The organism is Pantoea phytostimulans (genome assembly GCF_046118715.1).
Taxonomy (GTDB): domain Bacteria; phylum Pseudomonadota; class Gammaproteobacteria; order Enterobacterales; family Enterobacteriaceae; genus Pantoea; species Pantoea phytostimulans.
Map to the genome: position 1 here is coordinate 2,403,453 of NZ_CP173698.1, position 18,295 is coordinate 2,421,747.

General features: G+C 50.3%; 16 protein-coding genes and 1 tRNA gene. 4 read left to right on the plus strand and 13 right to left on the minus strand.

The genetic code is table 11. The features are described 5' to 3' along the window. Positions 1–8: 8 nt before the first annotated feature. The 3 genes from ACF2G4_RS11175 to ACF2G4_RS11185 form a co-directional block, all read right to left on the minus strand. Positions 9–494, minus strand: coding sequence for a ferritin-like domain-containing protein (locus ACF2G4_RS11175; protein WP_243078975.1), 486 nt, complete (start codon positions 492–494; stop codon positions 9–11). Positions 495–1,015: 521 nt separating this feature from the next. Beyond that, on the minus strand, positions 1,016–1,180 hold the full coding sequence (locus ACF2G4_RS11180; protein ID WP_215845624.1) for a general stress protein: 165 nt from the start codon (positions 1,178–1,180) through the stop codon (positions 1,016–1,018). Between the two features lie 1,030 nt (positions 1,181–2,210). After that, a complete protein-coding gene (locus ACF2G4_RS11185) occupies positions 2,211–3,119 on the minus strand; it encodes a LysR substrate-binding domain-containing protein (protein ID WP_332624856.1) in 909 nt (302 codons plus the stop codon). A gap of 139 nt (positions 3,120–3,258) precedes the next feature. Between ACF2G4_RS11185 and ACF2G4_RS11190 the strand changes: the two genes are divergently transcribed. After that, positions 3,259–3,816, plus strand: coding sequence for an antibiotic biosynthesis monooxygenase (locus ACF2G4_RS11190; protein WP_332624855.1), 558 nt, complete (start codon positions 3,259–3,261; stop codon positions 3,814–3,816). Positions 3,817–3,882: 66 nt separating this feature from the next. On the opposite strand, the gene ACF2G4_RS11195 is transcribed toward ACF2G4_RS11190, so the two are convergent. Further along, entirely contained in the window at positions 3,883–4,920 is a 1,038-nt protein-coding gene (locus tag ACF2G4_RS11195; protein ID WP_332624854.1) for a sensor domain-containing diguanylate cyclase, read from the minus strand. A 437-nt stretch (positions 4,921–5,357) separates the two neighbouring features. Here ACF2G4_RS11195 and ACF2G4_RS11200 point away from each other — a divergent pair, with 437 nt between their 5' ends. Both ACF2G4_RS11200 and ACF2G4_RS11205 read left to right on the plus strand, forming a co-directional pair. Beyond that, positions 5,358–5,879 (plus strand): DUF2778 domain-containing protein, encoded by a 522-nt coding sequence (locus ACF2G4_RS11200; RefSeq protein ID WP_243078971.1) that lies wholly within the window; start codon positions 5,358–5,360, stop codon positions 5,877–5,879. A gap of 247 nt (positions 5,880–6,126) precedes the next feature. Beyond that, positions 6,127–6,618 (plus strand): type VI secretion system tube protein TssD, encoded by a 492-nt coding sequence (locus ACF2G4_RS11205; RefSeq protein WP_215845620.1) that lies wholly within the window; start codon positions 6,127–6,129, stop codon positions 6,616–6,618. 542 nt (positions 6,619–7,160) lie between these two features. Here the strand turns inward: ACF2G4_RS11205 and ACF2G4_RS11210 are convergent. Continuing rightward, positions 7,161–7,236, minus strand: a tRNA-Phe gene (locus tag ACF2G4_RS11210). A gap of 195 nt (positions 7,237–7,431) precedes the next feature. Here ACF2G4_RS11210 and ACF2G4_RS11215 point away from each other — a divergent pair. Beyond that, positions 7,432–8,751 carry a methyl-accepting chemotaxis protein gene (locus ACF2G4_RS11215; protein ID WP_409074834.1) on the plus strand — a complete coding sequence of 440 codons (1,320 nt, stop codon included), beginning with the start codon at positions 7,432–7,434 and terminating at the stop codon, positions 8,749–8,751. Between the two features lie 391 nt (positions 8,752–9,142). Here ACF2G4_RS11215 and mrdA read toward each other — a convergent pair whose 3' ends face one another. The 8 genes from mrdA to ACF2G4_RS11255 form a co-directional block, all read right to left on the minus strand. Next, complete coding sequence (gene mrdA / locus ACF2G4_RS11220; RefSeq protein ID WP_215845616.1) at positions 9,143–11,023, minus strand: penicillin-binding protein 2; 1,881 nt, start codon at positions 11,021–11,023, stop codon at positions 9,143–9,145. Between the two features lie 473 nt (positions 11,024–11,496). After that, entirely contained in the window at positions 11,497–12,210 is a 714-nt protein-coding gene (gene deoD / locus ACF2G4_RS11225; protein ID WP_215845615.1) for a purine-nucleoside phosphorylase, read from the minus strand. A 28-nt stretch (positions 12,211–12,238) separates the two neighbouring features. Beyond that, positions 12,239–13,462, minus strand: coding sequence for a phosphopentomutase (deoB, locus tag ACF2G4_RS11230; protein ID WP_243078970.1), 1,224 nt, complete (start codon positions 13,460–13,462; stop codon positions 12,239–12,241). 93 nt (positions 13,463–13,555) lie between these two features. Further along, positions 13,556–14,884, minus strand: coding sequence for a thymidine phosphorylase (gene deoA, locus ACF2G4_RS11235; RefSeq protein ID WP_243078969.1), 1,329 nt, complete (start codon positions 14,882–14,884; stop codon positions 13,556–13,558). A 61-nt stretch (positions 14,885–14,945) separates the two neighbouring features. Then, on the minus strand, positions 14,946–15,725 hold the full coding sequence (deoC, locus tag ACF2G4_RS11240; RefSeq protein WP_243078968.1) for a deoxyribose-phosphate aldolase: 780 nt from the start codon (positions 15,723–15,725) through the stop codon (positions 14,946–14,948). A gap of 350 nt (positions 15,726–16,075) precedes the next feature. Next, the gene (locus tag ACF2G4_RS11245; protein WP_409074835.1) at positions 16,076–16,852 is read right to left on the minus strand and encodes a TatD family hydrolase; all 777 of its coding nucleotides are present in this window, start codon (positions 16,850–16,852) and stop codon (positions 16,076–16,078) included. Next, entirely contained in the window at positions 16,849–17,901 is a 1,053-nt protein-coding gene (locus tag ACF2G4_RS11250; protein ID WP_409074836.1) for a patatin family protein, read from the minus strand. Before ACF2G4_RS11250 ends, ACF2G4_RS11245 begins: the two co-directional genes overlap by 4 nt. Positions 17,902–18,130: 229 nt before the next feature. Continuing rightward, on the minus strand, positions 18,131–18,292 hold the full coding sequence (locus tag ACF2G4_RS11255; protein ID WP_003848537.1) for a DUF1328 domain-containing protein: 162 nt from the start codon (positions 18,290–18,292) through the stop codon (positions 18,131–18,133). Positions 18,293–18,295: the final 3 nt, after the last annotated feature.

Sequence of the window (18,295 nt, forward strand, 5' to 3'; positions counted from 1 at the left end):
TCTCCTTATCAGGAAGCCACAGTGATGGACTCAGCGACATCAGTCAGCTTTTGATCCGTTTGTTTCTCTTCATTCAACGTCTCTGCCAGCAGCTCGGCAGCTTTGGTATAACCTAGTTTAGTCGCTAACGCATAAAGCGTACCGTAGGTGGCAATTTCGTAGTGCTCAACTTTCTGTGCTGCACCGATCAATCCTTGATCCCGCACTTCACCTTTTTCCACAGAATCAATAATTTCCTGCGCTTCTTCGACTAAGCCTTCCAGCGCATGACATTTCATCCGTCTAATTTTAAGTTCTGGCGTTACTTCAACGATTTCATCCAGCCGCTCTATTTGGCCTCGTGTCTCTTCGAGGTGCTGATTAAACGCGGCGATAAGTTTTTCATCAGTGGCTGCACGCGCCATTTTAGGTAAGGCGCGGGTAATTTGTTTTTCAGCGCTGTAAATATCAGAGAGGTCATGGATAAAGAGATCGTTCAATGTCTTAACTGTCATCACTCTTGCCTCATATTTTGTTTCGATAGGGTAATTGTTAACGCCGCTTGATGGTCATCAAGGGAACTCAATAAAACTCTAGCGTATTAACGCCATCTTGCGAGTCGCTGCTGCTGGAATTGTGAACAAAACTGGCATATAAAATGCATTTTTCTTTTTGCACCATAGAGTTAGTGGCATTAAATAGTTAACTTTGTTGAATCAGTAACCCTCGACTTTATCGGCTAAAGTTGTACAGACTTTTGTTAGACCGTATACATATAACGCCTAAATAAATAGTTTCCGACGTTATTTTATTTTTATAAAATGTGTACGCAATTACTTTTTCCTGTACAGATTATTTTTTGAAAAACAAAAAAACCGGAATAGAGTTCTATTCCGGTTCAAATAAGTTATGACTGAAGGCAATAAGCCGCTCAGCCATATTGGATTAGCTGGCTTTTATCAGAAAGGGAAGGGAAATATAAAAATAGCCACCTTGATATTTACATAACTTATTGTAATAAAAGAGTTATGTAGACTCAACTGCGACGGCTGATCTTACCTCCTTTTCGACCTGCTTCAATAGCGCGCTCAGGATCGTTCTTAAAGTTACCGCCGCTCTTCTGGCCACCCTTGCGGCCAGCTTCGGCTGCGCGCTCTTTGTCTGCAGCAAAGTTTCCTGCCCCACCACGATATTGAGTCATCCTGTATTCCTCATGAGGTTTAATAATATAGCAATCACAGACAATACTTCGTCAGGCTGGTAATACAAAGTAAATGTAGCCATAAAATTTACATGATCAAGCGGATTAGCTTACTCAGCCATGCAAAATTTTGGTTAATTTACGGCCCTAACATAATGATCAATGATTTAGCCATGAAATTATTTTGTCATGACATCACAAAAAAGAATCGGGGAAATTTACATTCAATTTCCGATCATTTCCGTTTCGTATTAATCGATCATTTCGTCAAAAAGTCCACTACAAACTCCTATAAACGAAGCGGCATGCTTCGCTTATTCAGCATAAAATTTGATCAACAAATTATCTTTTTAGCTAAAAGAAGCAATAAATTAGTAATTAAAGCGCTGATCAAGAGGATAATTATAAGCGAAGCGGTAAGCGTGCTATCGAATGTTCAAAAAAATGCAATCTGATCAATAAATGATCAATTATTTCTCGGAATGAATTAAATAAGCGAATAGTGAAAAGAAAAGATCGACCAAAGATCGATTTGAATAAGCGAAGCGGCAAGTATAAATAAACAAAACGCCCAGATGGGTGCTTTTAGGAATAGTTCTTAGAAGGGTATTTCTGTAAGAAGGCTAACAGAGCCTTGTTCCGCTGATCTGGATGCGTAGCAGCGAATCCGGGCGGACCATTCTCATAAACTTTAAGATCTAAACCGGCCATCATTTCGTGTACACGTTTTCCTGTGGCTTTGAACGGAACGAGTGGGTGTTTGCTGCCGTGAATCACCCACGTCGGCCTGCCCATTTTGACGATGTCGCTAAGGGAATATTTTGGTAAAAGCGGTGACGTAATCCCTGTTGCTCTTCAGCCAGGCAAGCAGGGCAAATTCAATGTCTGCGTCAGCATCAGTGAGCCTCGTGCCGATGCCGAGCTACAACGTGACGTATTGCACTATCATCAGGGCGAGGATGCGCCGAAAGCGAATCATTTAATCCTGTTGCGCACTGCACTCCTCTTTACGGAGCGCAGTGCGCATTTTTTATGCCGCACTATAAATGTCGCGTAATCCCGGTAGCGTCTGCAATTTCTCGCGCCACCAGCGGGCCGCATTGCCGCTGGCATTCTCATTCCATGCCAGATACGCCATATCACGGCGGCATTCGCTATCTAACTGACGCGCCACGAGTCTGCCATCCGCCAAATAGGGTTCAGCTAAATAGCACGGTAGAAAGCCACATCCCAGCCCCGCCAGCTGCGCCTGCAGCTTTGTAGAGAAATCATGGACGCTGAGCGTCTTTTGCTCATCCAGTACCCGTAAATCAATACCAGCGCTGTGACGTGATGAATCATGCACCGTTACCGCGCGATACTGCCGGATCTGCTCACGCAGCAGCGGTTCCGGTGCCTGCGCCAGGGGATGTTCAGGTGCAACGGCGAAGACATAATCCAGCCAACCCAGCGCCACGCAACCAATATCTTTGCGCGTCGCCGGTTCTTGTACTGCGCCAAAGACGATATCCGCTTCGCCATAGCTTAACGCTTCCCAGCAGCCCGCCAGCACGTCGTGGCGAAATTGCAGCTGCGTATGCGGATGTTGCTGATAAAACTCATCAACTAGCGGTGTGAGCAGCGAAAACGGCACCGACGCATCAACGCTGATCACTAAATTGCTCTCCCAGCCGCTCTCGACATAGCGCGCCTGCTGCTCCAGCTCATTGACTGCACGCAACAATGCTCGCCCTTTATCTAGCATTAAGCGGCCAGTCGGCGTAAAAGTCGCACGATGCCCGGAACGATCGAGCAACGTAATTTTCAGATCACTCTCCATTTTTTGTACGGTATAACTCAGCGCAGACGCAGTTTTAAACAGCCGTGCCGCGGCAGCAGCAAAGGTGCCGTGGCGATCCAGCGCATCTAAAATCAGCAGCGCCTCAAGGTTTAACCGCATGTTTCCTTTCCTCAAAAATTGTTGAACAACAACCCAAAAACATTCCGCTAACAATAAGCGGTGTTATCTCGTATTTTTTATTCAACGGCAGACGCTCTGCAAACCTTTTTCACTGATGTCGCGCATTCAGGAGAATGACATGATCAATCCACAACAGGCTAATCACGTCACGCTGGTTATCACTCACAGCGTGCAGCCCGGTAAACAGTCCGATTATGAAGCCTGGCTAGAACTGATCATGCCGCAGGCGGCGCAGTTTCCAGGGCATTTAGGGGTTAACGTCTTGCGTCCGGTGCATGGCGAAAACACTTACACGGTATTGATTCGCTTTGACAACCTCGACAACCTGTTTAAATGGACGCAATCCGCTGAGCGTAAAACGTTGATCGCCACACTGCCCGCCATGCTGGCCGCGCCTGAACATACTGAAGTGCGTCCCGGTGCAGCGTTTTGGTTTACGCCTGTAGACAAAGCGAAACCCGGCCCCGCCAGATGGAAGCAATTCCTGCTGACATTGGCCGTTATCTTTCCTTCTACCTTGCTGATTCCTCAGCTTGTAGATGCGCTGCTGCCGATGAGTCGCGGCACGTTGTGGGGACATTTTTTAGATGATGCGTGTGTGGTGGCTTTAGTGGTGTGGCTGTGGATGCCGCTGCTGACGCGGTTATTAAGAAACTGGCTGATCCCACGCCGCTAAGAGAGGTTTCTGGACGCGGCTTTCTGCTTCTGGCACTTTAATCCTGCCATTCAAAAAAACAGCGTATCAGTCGTCGGTGCCGGTGTCCGACCACAAGATATTCGGCGTCGTGCCAGGTTGTTCCAGCTTCGCTTGCTGATAATGCCGCAGCGTAGTCACACTCCCCAGCGCGACGCCGCGTTTGCCATTCTTTTTAATGCGATACATCGCTTCATCAGCGCGCGCTAACGCTTCATCAAAGCTCTCTTTTGCGTCAACCTGTGCAACACCAACCGAAGCACCGATATTGGCGCTGCCGTTGGCCATGTCGAATGGCGTTAGCGCGGCATCCAGGCAGGCGTATGCCATTTGATGTATCAAGGGATTATCCAGCGCATAAGGCATGAGCAGAACAAACTCATCACCGCCTAATCGGCCAATCACCACTTCAGATGGGCACGCTTCAAGCAAGCGCTGACTCAGTTGAATCAATACTTCATCGCCGCTGCGATGTCCTAAGGTATCGTTGACGTGTTTGAAATTGTCTAAATCGATAAAAGCCACGCACAACTGACCTTGCGCTTTCAGTTCGCGAAAGTGAGTTTGCAGCGCATGACGGTTGGTTAATAACGTGAGGGGATCGTGCAGCGCCAACGTTGAGAGTTGCTCTTCATATTGCTTCTCTTTCGTCATGTCGATATGCGTGCCGGTAACTCTGACAGGTCTTCCTGCGTCATCCCATTCGCTAATGCGGCCGCGATCCAATACCCAAGTGACTTTTCCGTTTTTACCGATCATCCGATGCAACGCCTCATAGTAAGGCGCAATGCCTTCAATATGGTCGTAAAAGGCTTTTAACACCTCAGCGGCGTCATCAGGGTGAAGGCTCTCTTTCCACGATTCAAAGTTGGCATCGGTCTCTTTAGGCTGAAAGCCAAGCATTGCGCCCCAGCGACGATTAAAAATCACTAACTTTCCACTGGGAATATCGAGTTGCCACAGACATAAACCGGTGCCATCTAGCGCTGCGCTTAATTTGTTGCGCGCGTCATGCGCTATACGCTTAAGCCGCGCATTGTGCTTTTTCAGATTCTGTATCTGTTGGTGCAGCGCTTCGTCAGACATGGCTATTAGGCTGAATATTAAAAAGGGTATTTTGCCTGCCCGTTTATTTCTGTAAAGAGAGCGCATTAAAACACGATTAGCAGCGGATAATTGCAGACCGAACAGGATATTAGCCGGTTAGCCACAGGCAAATCAGCACAGAGCAATGCCCACTGTTGCGTTTATCGGCGGTTCTGGTTAATAAATCCTGACTACGACAAATTCCTTTATTCATTCATTTATTAAATTGCCGGGCGTGTTGTCACCAAGAAGGGTCCGTAAGAATTGATGTGTAGGGCGCTGGCGGCTTCGTTTAAAAAGTACCTTTATCCTTATTGCGAGCCTGCAACGCAGGCGCAGCCTAAACGCATTTGATAAATAACTCTAATAACTGATGGCTCTAAAGTTCAATTATCGATATGGTAACGCATGGTTACTATATGGATATTGGATGAGCTATGGCTTTGAATGGAACACTGATTCTGAACGGCGCAGATTACGTGCCTTTTAACCTATACGGCGTTGGCGTTTTCATGGCGTTCTCCGGCAAAGGCGTATACATGAATAACGCTGCGTGTGGAGCAATCCCTGATGAGGGACCCATACCACCGGGTAAATACTGGATTGTAGAGCGCGGTGGTGGAGGGATCTTCTCGCGGTTAAAAGCGCAGTCACAAGATCTCTATAACAGAATTTATAACGGCGCTGAGTTTGGTCGTGACGAATGGTTTGCTTTGTTCAGGGATGACTGGACTATTGACGACCACTCATGGATTGAGGGAGTCAAACGCGGATTGTTCAGGTTGCACCCCGGGCGTATATCGGAGGGATGTATCACCTTAGTCCATAACGCCGATTACGCGCTGATTCGTGACGCACTAATGCAGACTACACCTATGCCGGTTCCCTGCATGAAATCATTGATGGCGCGCGGATGGATTGAGGTAATTGCCAGTGGCAATAACAACACTTGTCCGTAGAGCATCAAAAGTTATTTTCTATTTCGCTATCTCTTTAATCGTCGGACGAATGCTGGGCAGCCCTGAATTATGGTTTGACCAAGATTTAGCCACTCGCATTGCGAAATTCCTTTATGGCGACGGTGAAATAGGGGCTGACAACTTTTACGACCTGTATTTTTATATCTCAATAATCTCTGTGTTTTCTATAACCCTAATTATTTACATTTTAACAATGAAGTTAATACGAAAAATAAGGAGCAGTTAAATGCCAATCCCTCCGTATATGTGGCTTAAAGACGATGGCGGCGCAGACATTAGAGGTCCTGTCGATGTGCATGATCGTGAAGGCAGCATTGAGATCATCGGATTAAGTCACGGCATCAGCCTACCGGTTGACACCGCAGCCGGAAAAATCAATGGCACCCGCCAGCACTCTCCATTGCGGATTGAAAAGGAAGTTGATAGCTCAACGCCGTATCTTTATAAAGCCGCCGCTACCGGGCAGACATTAAAAAGTGCTGAAATCCGCTTCTATAATATCAGCGATGCGGGGCAAGAGGTCTGTTACTACACGGTGCTACTAGAAAATGTGAAAATTACTAGCGTTCACTGTGGTGTACCCAATGTGAAATTGTCTGGCAACGATAAGATGAATCACTCGGAAAGCGTCAGTATGCAGTATGAAAAAATCACCTGGTGCATTGTGGATGGCAACATCCAGTACACTGATGCATGGAATGAACGTCCTACTGCTTAGTTAGCAAATGCCTATGCTGTAGCAGGGCTAGAGGGGGATGCTTATTCCATTAAATCTGAGCTGGCTACAGCATACTAAGCTCGGCTTTGTGCGCTGTAGCCAGCAGCTAAGACGCAGGGCGAGCCACAGGGATGTGGCGAGATCATCGAACGTTCGAGAACGGGTTCGACCCGCAAAAATGCAAAAACCCGCCAGAGGCGGGTTCTTTAAATAGGGTGCCCGAACCTGGACAAAAATGCCGGGAGCATTTTTGCTCAGCGCGCCTGCGCGATGACCCGCAGGGCGAGCCACAGGGATGTGGCGAGATCATCGAACGTTCGAGAACGGGTTCGACCCGCAAAAATGCAAAAACCCGCCAGAGGCGGGTTCTTTAAATAGGGTGCCCGAACCCGGACAAAAATGCCGGGAGCATTTTTGCTCAGCGCGCCTGCGCGATGACCCGCAGGGCGAGCCACAGGGATGTGGCGAGATCATCGAACGTTCGATGAACGGGTTCGACCCGCAAAAACGCAAAAACCCGCCAGAGGCGGGTTCTTTAAATATGGTGCCCGAACCCGGAATCGAACCAGGGACACGGGGATTTTCAATCCCCTGCTCTACCGACTGAGCTATTCGGGCAACGGGGCGCATTAAACCCTAACTGACTTTTAGCGTCAAACGCTTTTAACAAAATTGAAATCGACTGACGCCTTTTCCATCAACCCTAAGAATCATGGGTGAAATTTTGTGTAAACAAGTCGACATCCGCTGAATTTTTAAACGCAACCGCCGATAAAATGTAATGAAGACTAACACTAATAAAAAGGTTCAACCATGTTCTCCACCATTACATCAGGAGTCGTTTCACGCCTTGCCTGGCAAAAGCGTGCGCACTCATCGGCAACAATGCATTCATTAAAAGATTCGATTGCTATGATCGAATTCTCACCAGAAGGCACCATTCTCACCGCCAACACGCTGTTTCTTGAGCGTATGGGTTATACGCTGGATGAAATCAAAGGCCAGCATCACAGCATGTTTTGTACGTCCGATCTGCTTCAATCCAGAGCGTATCGCGATTTCTGGCAGCGGTTGAATCGCGGCGAAAGTTTCAGCGATAAGTTTCTGCGCGTAGCCAAAAACAGTCTACCGGTGTGGCTCGAAGCCAACTATGTGCCGGTACAAGATCGCAGCGGCCGCGTGTTTAAAATTGTCAAACTCGCCAACGATATCACCGAACATATTATTGATGCGCAAGAGCAGCGTTCAATGACCACCGCTATCGAGCGATCAATGGCGGTGATTGCTTTTAACCTGAAAGGCGAAGTGCTCAAAGCCAACGATAACTTCCTTAAAACCATGGGTTATCGCATCGATGAAATCAAGGGAGTGCATCACAGCATATTTTGCTCGGCAGAGATGCGTACAAGCGCCGAATACAAAGCACTTTGGCAACAGTTGAACCGGGGTGAATTTGTCTCTGGTCAGTTTCCACGCGTTGATAAGCAAGGCCGCACCCTGTGGTTGCGGGCAACCTACAATCCGGTTTTCAACGAAAACGGTGAGCTGTATAAAGTGGTGAAATTTGCCACTGATGTCACCGCACAGGTTGAGAAAAACCAGCAAGAGCGTAAAGCTGCACAGCAGGCTTATCAAACTGCGCTGCAAACCAGTGAAAGCACCAAACTGGGCGCTGACGTTATTGCTAACAGCGTGCAAACCATGAACGAACTGGCAGGCGAGTTACACGGTATTTCGGGGGATATCTCAGGTCTGAGCGATTCATCCGATCGCATTGGCTTTATCGTTGAGAGCATTCGCCGTATTGCTGATCAAACCAATCTGCTGGCACTTAATGCTGCAATTGAAGCTGCACGTGCCGGAACGCATGGACGTAGCTTTGCCGTTGTCGCTAATGAAGTACGCACTCTGGCTGCCAATATTAACCGTGCCACCACGGAAATTGAGAACAGGGTGCAGCAGAACCATCTACTGGCGAATAAGGCATTAAAAGGAATTGAATCCAACCTTAAACGCGCCGATCAAGGTGTGATTCTCGCACAGGAAGCGGGCGGCATGATTGCCGATATCCGCAACAGTTCTACCGAAGTGGTTCGTGCCATTAGCCACGTCACTGAAGCGCTTAAAAAATAGGGTAAACAGCCGGTAGCCAACCGGCTGTTTTTATGTTTATCCCACCTCTATTTTTGATACGCCCCGCAGCGCGGGTAATGAGATCGTTACGTCTGGTCTTCATGCCTTGACCTGAGTAAGAGCCTGGAAACTTTCGACATACAATCGCTCTTACTAATGCGCCTGATACCTGAATTAGAAGCTCAACGTGTGACGTTGCTTATTGATTAGGCGAAGCTTTCAAGACCTTATACTTCAAATATATTTAATTCTTTTTTTTGCCAGTCATTTAAATTGGCGCTGTAAAAACAGCATCAATTCAATAAAATTTATTAAACCCACATCGCCCATAATTTAAGTAAAAAATGAGAACGGATATAGTTTAATTAAAAAAGGGGCTAAGCCCCTTTTTTCATGGCTTCTGCTGCGCCATTTGCACCGGCGGTGGCGTGGTCGGCGGAATGAATATGTGATCAAGAATCTGCCGCATGACGGGTGCGGCCGTTACGCCTTCGCCGCCGCCATTCTCCAGAATCAAGGCAACTGCCACTTTGGGATCGTTGAATGGCGCAAACGCGGTGTAGAAAATATGGTCACGTAAGCGAACCGGAATCATTTTGGCATTATAGGTTTGGTTCTGTTTCAGGCTAAACACCTGCGAGGTGCCGCTCTTGGCTGCAATGCCATACGGCGCAGTGTGAAAGTATTTATAACCGGTGCCGTTTGGCGCATTCGCCATGCCAAACATCGCGTGGCGCACCAGCGACCAGTAAGGTGAATTAGCCTCACCAACCTGGGCTTGCGGCAGCTTCGGTTGATACATCTCAACCAGCTTACCACGCTGCGTTTTCTCCAGCAGATGCGGTGCGATTACGTGACCATTGTTAATCAGCGTGACCATCGCTTTAACCATCTGAATCGGCGTCGCTATCCAATAGCCTTGCCCAATGCCTACCGACACCGTATCGCCTTGATACCACCCTTTTTTATGGACCTTCAGCTTCCATTCACGGCTCGGTAACAGGCCATTATACTCTTCGTTCAAATCGATGCCGGTGGGTTTGCCGTAACCAAACTGGCTGAGCATGGTGTGAATACGGTCGATGCCCATCATAAACGCCACCTGATAGAAGAAGGTGTCGGCAGATTCCTCAATCGCTTTAGTGACATCCAACATGCCGTGACCGCTCTTTTTCCAGTCACGATAACGCCGATCGGTGCCGGGCAACGTCCAGGTTGGTGCGCCAAAGAAACTGGTTTGCGGCGTAATCACTTTTGTCAGCAGCGCCGACATCGCCATATAAGGTTTAACCGTCGAGGCCGGAGGATAAAGACCTTGAGTAACGCGGTTGATCAGCGGCAGGTTTTTATCCTGTAGCAGCGTTTCATAGGCTTTATAGCTGATGCCTTTGACGAAAGGATTCGGATCGTAGCTGGGGCTGGAAACCATCGCCAGCACCGATCCATCATGGGGATCTTCAATTAACAGCGCCGCACGCTGACCCGCAAGCAGGCTTTCAACATACTGTTGCAGGTGCAGATCCAGCGTCAGCGTAATGTTTTTACCCGCAAGCGGTGGCACTTCTTTTAGCACTCGCACAATGCGTCCGTGGTTATCCACTTCCACTTCCTGATAACCCGTTTTACCGTGCAGCACCGACTCGTAATACCCTTCAATTCCCTGCTTGCCGATGTTGTGATCGGCTGCGTAGTTTTCCGCTATGCCCTGCGCATTCAGCCGTTTGTAGTCGTTATCATTGATTTTAGAGACATAACCGAGCACGTGCGCTAAATCAGCGCCATAAGGATATTGGCGGTCCTGATAAGTATCGATACTAACGCCGGTGAAATTGAACTGATTTACCGAGAAACGGGCAACCTGTTCGTCGGTGAGCTCGGATTTCAAGATCACCGGCTTGTAACGGCTGCTCTGTTTCAGCGTGCGTTGGAAGCTTTCCAGGTCGTCGGGTGTGAGATCAACCAGTGGCGTCAGCGCTTTCAGCGTGGCTTGCATGTCATTGATTTTATAGGGTGTCAGCGTGATGTCGTACCAGGAAACATTGCGCACCAAAGGAATGCCGTTGCGATCGTAAATTAACCCGCGCGTTGGGGCGATTGGGATCATTTTGATATCGTTTTGATTGGATCGCGTCTGGTAATAGCTGTGATCGCGCACCTGTAAACGATACAGGTTGATACCCAAAACAGTAAAACAGATAACGACCAGCGCAAAGGCCGCCGCCGCGCGACGGACAAACAGCTTTTCTTCAGCTTCGAAATTACGAAAATTCATCAGGAGGCATTATTTAGCGGTGTGTTTATTATTCGTTGTCGCGCTAATAATAAAGCGCTCTCCCCACAGCGCCAGCGCGAAGATGCACAAGCCTGGGCAAAAGTGTGTCATTTAATGAAGATGTTACGAGAGGGAAGGTGCGCGCTGTCCCCCATCCCGGCCTTCCCCCGCAAAGCGGGGGAAGGAGACGCTGCCACATTTAGCTTCAATATTCGCATATGGCAGCATCTTCCTCCCCCACGCGTGGGGGAGGACCGAGGTGGGGGGCAAACGACCTCGCACTTAAGAGGACCGAGGTGGGGGACAAACTATCTCATCTGCGCGCTGTCCCCCATCCCGGCCTTCCCCCGCGAAGCGGGGGAAGGAGACGCTGCCACATTTAACTTCAATACTCGCATGTTGCAGCGTCTTCCTCCCCCATGCGTGGGGGAGGACTGAGGTGGGGGACAAACGACCTCGCACTTAACGCGCGATTAATCGCCCAGCAAGACAGACTCTAATGCGATCTTAATCATGTCGTTAAAGGTGGTCTGACGCTCAGCCGCAGTGGTCTGCTCGTGCGTGCGAATATGGTCAGAAACGGTACAAATAGTCAGCGCTTTAGCGCCAAATTCCGCAGCTACGCCGTAAATGCCCGCCGCTTCCATTTCAACGCCGAGGATGCCGTACTTCTCCATCACGTCGAACATTTGTGGATCTGGGGTATAGAAAAGATCCGCAGAAAAGATGTTACCTACGCGCGCATCAACGCCCAGGTTTTTAGCCGCGTCAACCGCGTTGCGCACCATGTCAAAGTCAGCAATCGCTGCAAAGTCATGATCTTTAAAACGCATACGGTTCACTTTCGAATCGGTACATGCACCCATACCAATCACGATATCACGCAGTTTCACATCTGCACGTACCGCGCCGCAGGAACCCACACGAATAATCTTTTTCACGCCGAAATCGGTGATCAGCTCTTTGGTGTAGATCGAGCAAGACGGAATGCCCATGCCGTGGCCCATCACCGAAATTTTGCGACCTTTGTACGTGCCGGTGTAACCCAACATGCCGCGCACGTTGTTCACTTCAACCGGGTTCTCCAGAAAGGTTTCTGCAATGTGCTTGGCACGCAGCGGATCGCCAGGCATCAGTACGACGTCCGCGAAATCACCCATTTCTGCATTAATGTGAGGAGTTGCCATTGTTCGTTATCCTTTTTAAATAGCTGCTTTACAGCATGTTCTTGCCGTAGTCCATGCTGGACAGGCCAAAATAGTGTGCAATTGTCTGGCCGATATCCGCGAAGGTATCGCGGTAGCCAAGCGAGCCAGGCTCTACTTTAGGGCCGTAGATCAGAATGGGAATGTGCTCGCGCGTATGTTCAGTGCCTTCCCAGGTAGGATCGCAGCCGTGATCGGCGGTCAGGATCAAAATGTCATCTTCTTCCACCAATGCCATCAGCTCCGGCAGACGACGATCAAACAGCTCCAGCCCCCCTGCGTAACCGGCAACATCACGACGATGTCCCCACGTTGAGTCAAAATCAACGAAGTTAGTAAACACAATGGATTGATCAGGCGCTTGCTTCATCTCTTTGATCGTGGCATCAAACAGCGCATCAAGTCCGGTGGCTTTAACCTTTTTGGTAATGCCTTGCTCGGCGTAAATATCCGCAATTTTACCCACGGAAATCACGTGACCGCCCTTCTCATCTACCAGTTTTTTCAGCATGGTCGCCGATGGCGGTTCCACAGCTAAATCGTGGCGATTGCCGGTACGCTCAAAATGCCCCGCTTTATCGCCCACAAACGGACGAGCAATCACACGGCCGATGTTGTAGCCCCCTTCGGTCAACTCTTCGCGCGCGATTTCACACAGCGCATAGAGGCGATCCAGGCCAAACGTCTCTTCGTGACAAGCGATTTGGAACACGGAATCCGCAGAGGTGTAGAAAATCGGCTTGCCCGATTTCATGTGCTCTTCGCCCAGTTGGTCGAGGATCACCGTACCCGATGAGTGGCAGTTGCCGAGATAGCCCGGTAACTCTGCGCGCTCAACCAGTTTATCCAGCAATTCCTGCGGGAAACTGTTTTCTTTGTCGCTGAAGTAACCCCAGTCGAACAAAACCGGCACACCGGCAATTTCCCAGTGGCCAGATGGCGTATCTTTACCGGAAGAGAGTTCGCTGGCGAAAGCATAAGCGCCAGTGATTTTTGCCTCTGGATCGAGGCCAGCCGGGAAGCGTCCGGTAGATAATTCTGCGGCTTTACCCAAACCTAATGCGGTCAGATTCGGCAGATGCAACGGACCTTTGCGTCCTTTGTCCGCTTCACCTTTTAAACAGGCTTCAGCGATATGGCCTAAAGTGTCTGAACCTGCGTCACCGAATTTTTCAGCGTCTTTGCTGGAGCCGATTCCAAAGGAGTCGAGAACCATTATAAAAGCACGTTTCATGCAAGTCTCCTGCGCCTGTGCGCGTGACAAGTCAAAAAAAAGCGATCAGATCAGTATACCCGAATGCTTTGCGGCTGGCACCGATTGTATTATTTAACCGGCTTCAGTCACGCGGCGATAGACCACCGGCGTGGCGGCGGGCGCCCTGTCGCTAAGTTTAATGGCGGCTTTAAGGGCTTTTGCCGCTTGCTGCCAGTTAGCTTCGCTGCTGGCATGAATCACCGCCAGCGGTCGCTCGGTATCGGCACGCTCGCCGAGCATGATCATATCGCTCAGGCCAACGCTATAATCGATGCTGTCGCTGGCCCGTTGACGCCCGCCGCCCATGCCCACCACGGCCATGCCAAGCGCACGCGTATCCATGCTGCTAACAATACCGGGCTGATCGGCGTAAACCGCTTTACTCAGCGTGGGTGCCGGCAGATAAGCATCGTAACGCTCAACAAAGTCGACTGGCCCTTTCTGCGCGGCCACCATGCGACCAAAAATCTCCGCAGCAGCGCCGTTGTCCAGCACCTGCATCAGTTTTTGACGCGCTTCGGCGTCATCTGCCGCCAGTTTGCCCGAGATCAGCATCTCGCTGCACAGCGCCAGCGTCACTTCCAGCAGGCGTGGATTACGCTGCTGGCCGGTGAGGAAACGCACCGCTTCACGCACTTCCAGCGCATTCCCGGCGGTAGATGCCAGCACTTGATTCATATCGGTAAGCAGCGCGGTGGTTTTACAACCCGCGCCATTGGCCACACCAACGATCGCCTGCGCCAGGTTTTCCGAGGCTTCGTAAGTGGGCATGAAAGCACCGGAACCGACTTTCACATCCATCACCAGCGCATCTAAACCTTCGGCGAGCTTTTTCGCCAGAATCGACGCGGTGATCAGCGGAATAGAGTCAACGGTGGCGGTGATATCGCGCGTGGCGTAAAAGCGCTTGTCAGCCGGTGCCAGTGAATTAGTCTGACCGATAATTGCGACGCCGACTTCCTTGATGATCTGGCGGAAGCGATCGTCGCTCGGGAAGATGTCAAAACCGGGAATTGCTTCCAGTTTATCCAGTGTGCCGCCCGTATGCCCAAGGCCGCGTCCGGAGATCATCGGAATGTAACCGCCGCAGGCAGCCACCATGGGGCCAAGCATCAGTGACGTAACATCACCTACGCCGCCGGTTGAGTGCTTGTCGACCAGCGGACCATTTAAATTCAGTGATTTCCAGTTCAATACCGTACCGGAATCACGCATTGCCATGGTTAACGCCACACGTTCAGGCAGCGTCATATCGTGAAAATAGATGGTCATCGCCAGCGCGGCAATCTGACCTTCGGAAACGCTGTTATCGCGCACGCCGTTGATGAAAAAGCGAATCTCTTCTTCACTCAGCGCGTGGCCGTCACGTTTTTTGCGGATGATTTCTTGAGCCAGGAACAAGGTAGCCCCCTTACAAAGGGAAGGTCGGTGTTAGAAAGGCGGCCAATGACCGCCTAAAGAATTAATAACCGGATTTGCTGGTTTCGCTGTTATGGCCCAGCGTATTCAGCAGGTTAGCCAGCAGGCTGGAAGCACCAAAGCGGAAATGGCGCGCATCGGCCCAGTCGGCGCCCAGCGTCTCTTCCGCTATCTGAAGATAGATCGCAGCATCTTCCGCCGTACGCACGCCGCCAGCGGGCTTGAAGCCAACTTGCTGCTTCACGCCTTTATCGCGAATGACACTCATCATGATCTGCGCCACTTCCGGCGTCGCGTTAACCGGTACTTTACCGGTTGAGGTTTTGATGAAGTCTGCACCCGCATCAATGGCAATTTCAGAAGCTTGACGAATCAAGGCTTCTTCTTTAAGTTCGCCCGTTTCGATAATCACTTTCAGCAGCACATCCGCTGCGGCACAAGCTTCTTTACAGGCTTTCACCAGATCGAAACCGATCTGCGTATTGCCGGCGATCAGCGCACGGTAAGGAAATACCACATCGACTTCATCGGCACCGTAAGCAATGGCGGCGCGGGTTTCAGCCAGCGCGATATCGATATCATCATTGCCGTGTGGAAAATTGGTCACGGTCGCAATGCGAATCTCTGGCGTACCCTGCTCGCGCAGCGTTTTGCGTGCAACAGGAATAAAGCGCGGATAGATACAAATCGCGGCCGTGTTGCCAGCCGGTGACTTCGCCTGATGGCACAGCGCAATGACTTTTGCGTCGGTGTCATCTTCATTCAGCGTGGTTAAATCCATCAGTTTCAGCGCGCGCAGTGCTTGCGCTTTAATATCGGTCATGATGCTCTCCAACAGGTTCGGTCGCGGCCAGCAAGCGGGCCGAGTGAATGTGACAATACTAACAAATGCAGCCGATGGTTTATGTGGTGAGAGTCACATCAAGGTAAGGTCAGACTGCAAATTCGGTACTGATAGAGTGATAAATATCACAAATAACAGCTTGCCAGCGTAACAATACGCCAACAGCGACAATGTTATTATTATCACATTTGCCGAATAATCGTGCCAGTATTTGTATTCAGCTTAGTCAATCACACGGCCGAATGTGGGAAAGAAGGATTATAGCTGTATGCCGCACAGCAGAAGATGAATTGCCTGAGCAAGATTCAGTGATTTCAATGATTTAGGATTTAGCAGGAGAACCGAAATACCGTTTGGCTGTTTAGCCACAGTGCATCGGCAATCTGCTGCGGGGATTCATTGCGCAGGCTACACAGCGTTTCCCACACCAGACGTGCCCGTTCGGGACGATTGGGTTGGCCCTGAAAGCCGTTTAACGGCATATCCGGTGCATCGGTTTCCAGTAACAGCGATTCCAGCGGTAACTGGGCAATGGTCTGGCGAGTTTTACTGGCGCGTTCATACGTAATGGTGCCGCCCACGCCAATAGCGTAACCAAGTTTGATAAACGCCTGCGCCTGCTGCAGGCTGCCAGCAAATCCATGCACCACGCCGCGCCGGGGCAAGTCGTGGCGGCGCAGATGCAGTGCGAGCTTGTCGTGCGTGCGACGTGAATGCAAAATGACCGGCAGATCGTAATTTTTTGCCAGCCTGAGCTGTGCATCCAGCAAACGCTCTTGCTTGTCGAATTGCGGATCCTCGCGATAGAGATCCAATCCGATCTCACCAATCGCCACCAGCTTTTCGGGTGGCTGCTTGAGGTAGGCTTCCAATTTATCCAGATGCACATCCTGGTGCGACTCAATTACAATCGGATGCAGACCCAACGCGGCATAGAGCGCCGGATGATCGGCAGCCAGCTGGCACACCACGGCGAAACGGCTGACATCTACCGCAGGCACAATGATTTTTTCTACGCCTGCTTCGGCGGCGCGGGCGATGCTCTGTTCCGCATCATCAACGAAGGGCGGAAAATCGAAGTGACAATGGGTGTCGATAAATCTCATGCCAGCGATCCTTTATCGTAATCGGCGTCGTTACCCGCCAACGGCGGCGTGATGATGGCACGCGTGTCCGGCGCGTTCGCTACCGGCGCAGGCGGCGTAATCGCCGCATGCTGCATAAACGGCTCGGCATCACTCAACCATTGTCCCAGCGTGGCGAGAAAGTAGCGACCACAACGACGTCCCAAATGGTAATCCTGATTCAGCGACGATATGCGGCTACCTAACGCATTGCTGGCCAGCGCACGCGGCGGAAAGATCTCAATAATACGTAAGTTATCGGGCGGCTGTTCGATGAATTGCTGAATTTCCCGATAACTCTGCTCATGATGATTAAGCACATGGATCATCGGCTTCAGCGCGCTTTCACCTAACCAACGCTCCATCCGTTTGAACCATTTAGGCGTATAAGACATTTGCGACGGCACAGTGCGTATCACCACAATGGTATCTGCGCCGCGCTTCGCCGCTTCCCGCACCGGAATGGCGTCGCTGATACCGCCATCCAGATAACTGATGCCTTCAAGATCAACCCCAAGCCGGTAAAAGCCAGGGATCGCGCTTGACGCTTTAATGATGTTTAGCCAGTTGTCGCGGGTAGGCGCAAAGTAGCCCGGTGAATAGTCGTCGCTGCGGCACGCACACATATAAAACTCGCGGCCGCTACTGAACAGGGTTTGCGCAGTGGCCATTTCAAGCGGGAATTCACTGCGGGTGGTTTCAATGAGCCAATCAAGATCGATCAGATTGCCGCCACGCACAAAACGCAGGGGATCAAAAAAGAGTTTACTGGTGGTGTAACGCGTAATAACGCGGCGAGCGTAGCCCGGTTGCGCGCAGACAAATGCTGACAAGTTTTGCGCACCCGCGGAGGTGCCAAGCATTAAGTGAAAGGGATTGAAGTTAGCGCGTTGAAATTCATCTAGTACACCGGCAGTAAAGATGCCGCGTTGTCCGCCACCTTCACATACCAACGCCATTTTTTTTGCTTTGAACGGTGTAAGCGCAAGGGGTTCGATCGCCCCAAGTGTGACAGGTATGCGTATGCCCAATGTCTGAACCTCGAAAGGGGTTCTCGGTCAGAATGGCTGAGGGATTTTTTCCGTTGTTGTTCGCAGCATTCCGGAGAACCAGTCATGATTTCCTTAACCGGGCAGGCGGCTTAATGCCGCCTGCCCATTGTAGCGTGATGAGGATTTCCGTTCCTCACACCTTTCGCTACAGATGACTGGTCTCCGCTTTATGCGTACTTGGTTCGCATTAAACTGCAAGACTCATCGGCTAAAGTTTTTTACGGCCAGTGAACAGGCTGATGAGGAACAGGATAATACCAACAACGAAGACAACTTTAGCCGCCCATGCTGCTGTGCCGGCTAAACCACCAAAACCTAACGCTGCGGCAATCAGCGCGATTACCAGAAAAATAATGCCCCAACGAAACATAAG

Bases quoted from the DNA above. Each gene is read 5' to 3' on its own strand.
- ACF2G4_RS11175 (WP_243078975.1), bottom strand. From the start codon at position 494: ATGACAGTTAAGACATTGAACGATCTCTTTATCCATGACCTCTCTGAT.
- ACF2G4_RS11245 (WP_409074835.1), bottom strand. From the start codon at position 16,852: ATGAGATTTATCGACACCCATTGTCACTTCGATTTTCCGCCCTTCGTT.
- ACF2G4_RS11180 (WP_215845624.1), bottom strand. From the start codon at position 1,180: ATGACTCAATATCGTGGTGGGGCAGGAAACTTTGCTGCAGACAAAGAG.
- ACF2G4_RS11190 (WP_332624855.1), top strand. From the start codon at position 3,259: ATGATCAATCCACAACAGGCTAATCACGTCACGCTGGTTATCACTCAC.
- deoB (WP_243078970.1), bottom strand. From the start codon at position 13,462: ATGAAACGTGCTTTTATAATGGTTCTCGACTCCTTTGGAATCGGCTCC.
- deoD (WP_215845615.1), bottom strand. From the start codon at position 12,210: ATGGCAACTCCTCACATTAATGCAGAAATGGGTGATTTCGCGGACGTC.
- ACF2G4_RS11200 (WP_243078971.1), top strand. From the start codon at position 5,358: ATGGCTTTGAATGGAACACTGATTCTGAACGGCGCAGATTACGTGCCT.
- ACF2G4_RS11195 (WP_332624854.1), bottom strand. From the start codon at position 4,920: ATGTCTGACGAAGCGCTGCACCAACAGATACAGAATCTGAAAAAGCAC.
- ACF2G4_RS11185 (WP_332624856.1), bottom strand. From the start codon at position 3,119: ATGCGGTTAAACCTTGAGGCGCTGCTGATTTTAGATGCGCTGGATCGC.
- mrdA (WP_215845616.1), bottom strand. From the start codon at position 11,023: ATGAATTTTCGTAATTTCGAAGCTGAAGAAAAGCTGTTTGTCCGTCGC.
- ACF2G4_RS11205 (WP_215845620.1), top strand. From the start codon at position 6,127: ATGCCAATCCCTCCGTATATGTGGCTTAAAGACGATGGCGGCGCAGAC.
- deoC (WP_243078968.1), bottom strand. From the start codon at position 15,725: ATGACCGATATTAAAGCGCAAGCACTGCGCGCGCTGAAACTGATGGAT.
- ACF2G4_RS11215 (WP_409074834.1), top strand. From the start codon at position 7,432: ATGTTCTCCACCATTACATCAGGAGTCGTTTCACGCCTTGCCTGGCAA.
- ACF2G4_RS11255 (WP_003848537.1), bottom strand. From the start codon at position 18,292: ATGTTTCGTTGGGGCATTATTTTTCTGGTAATCGCGCTGATTGCCGCA.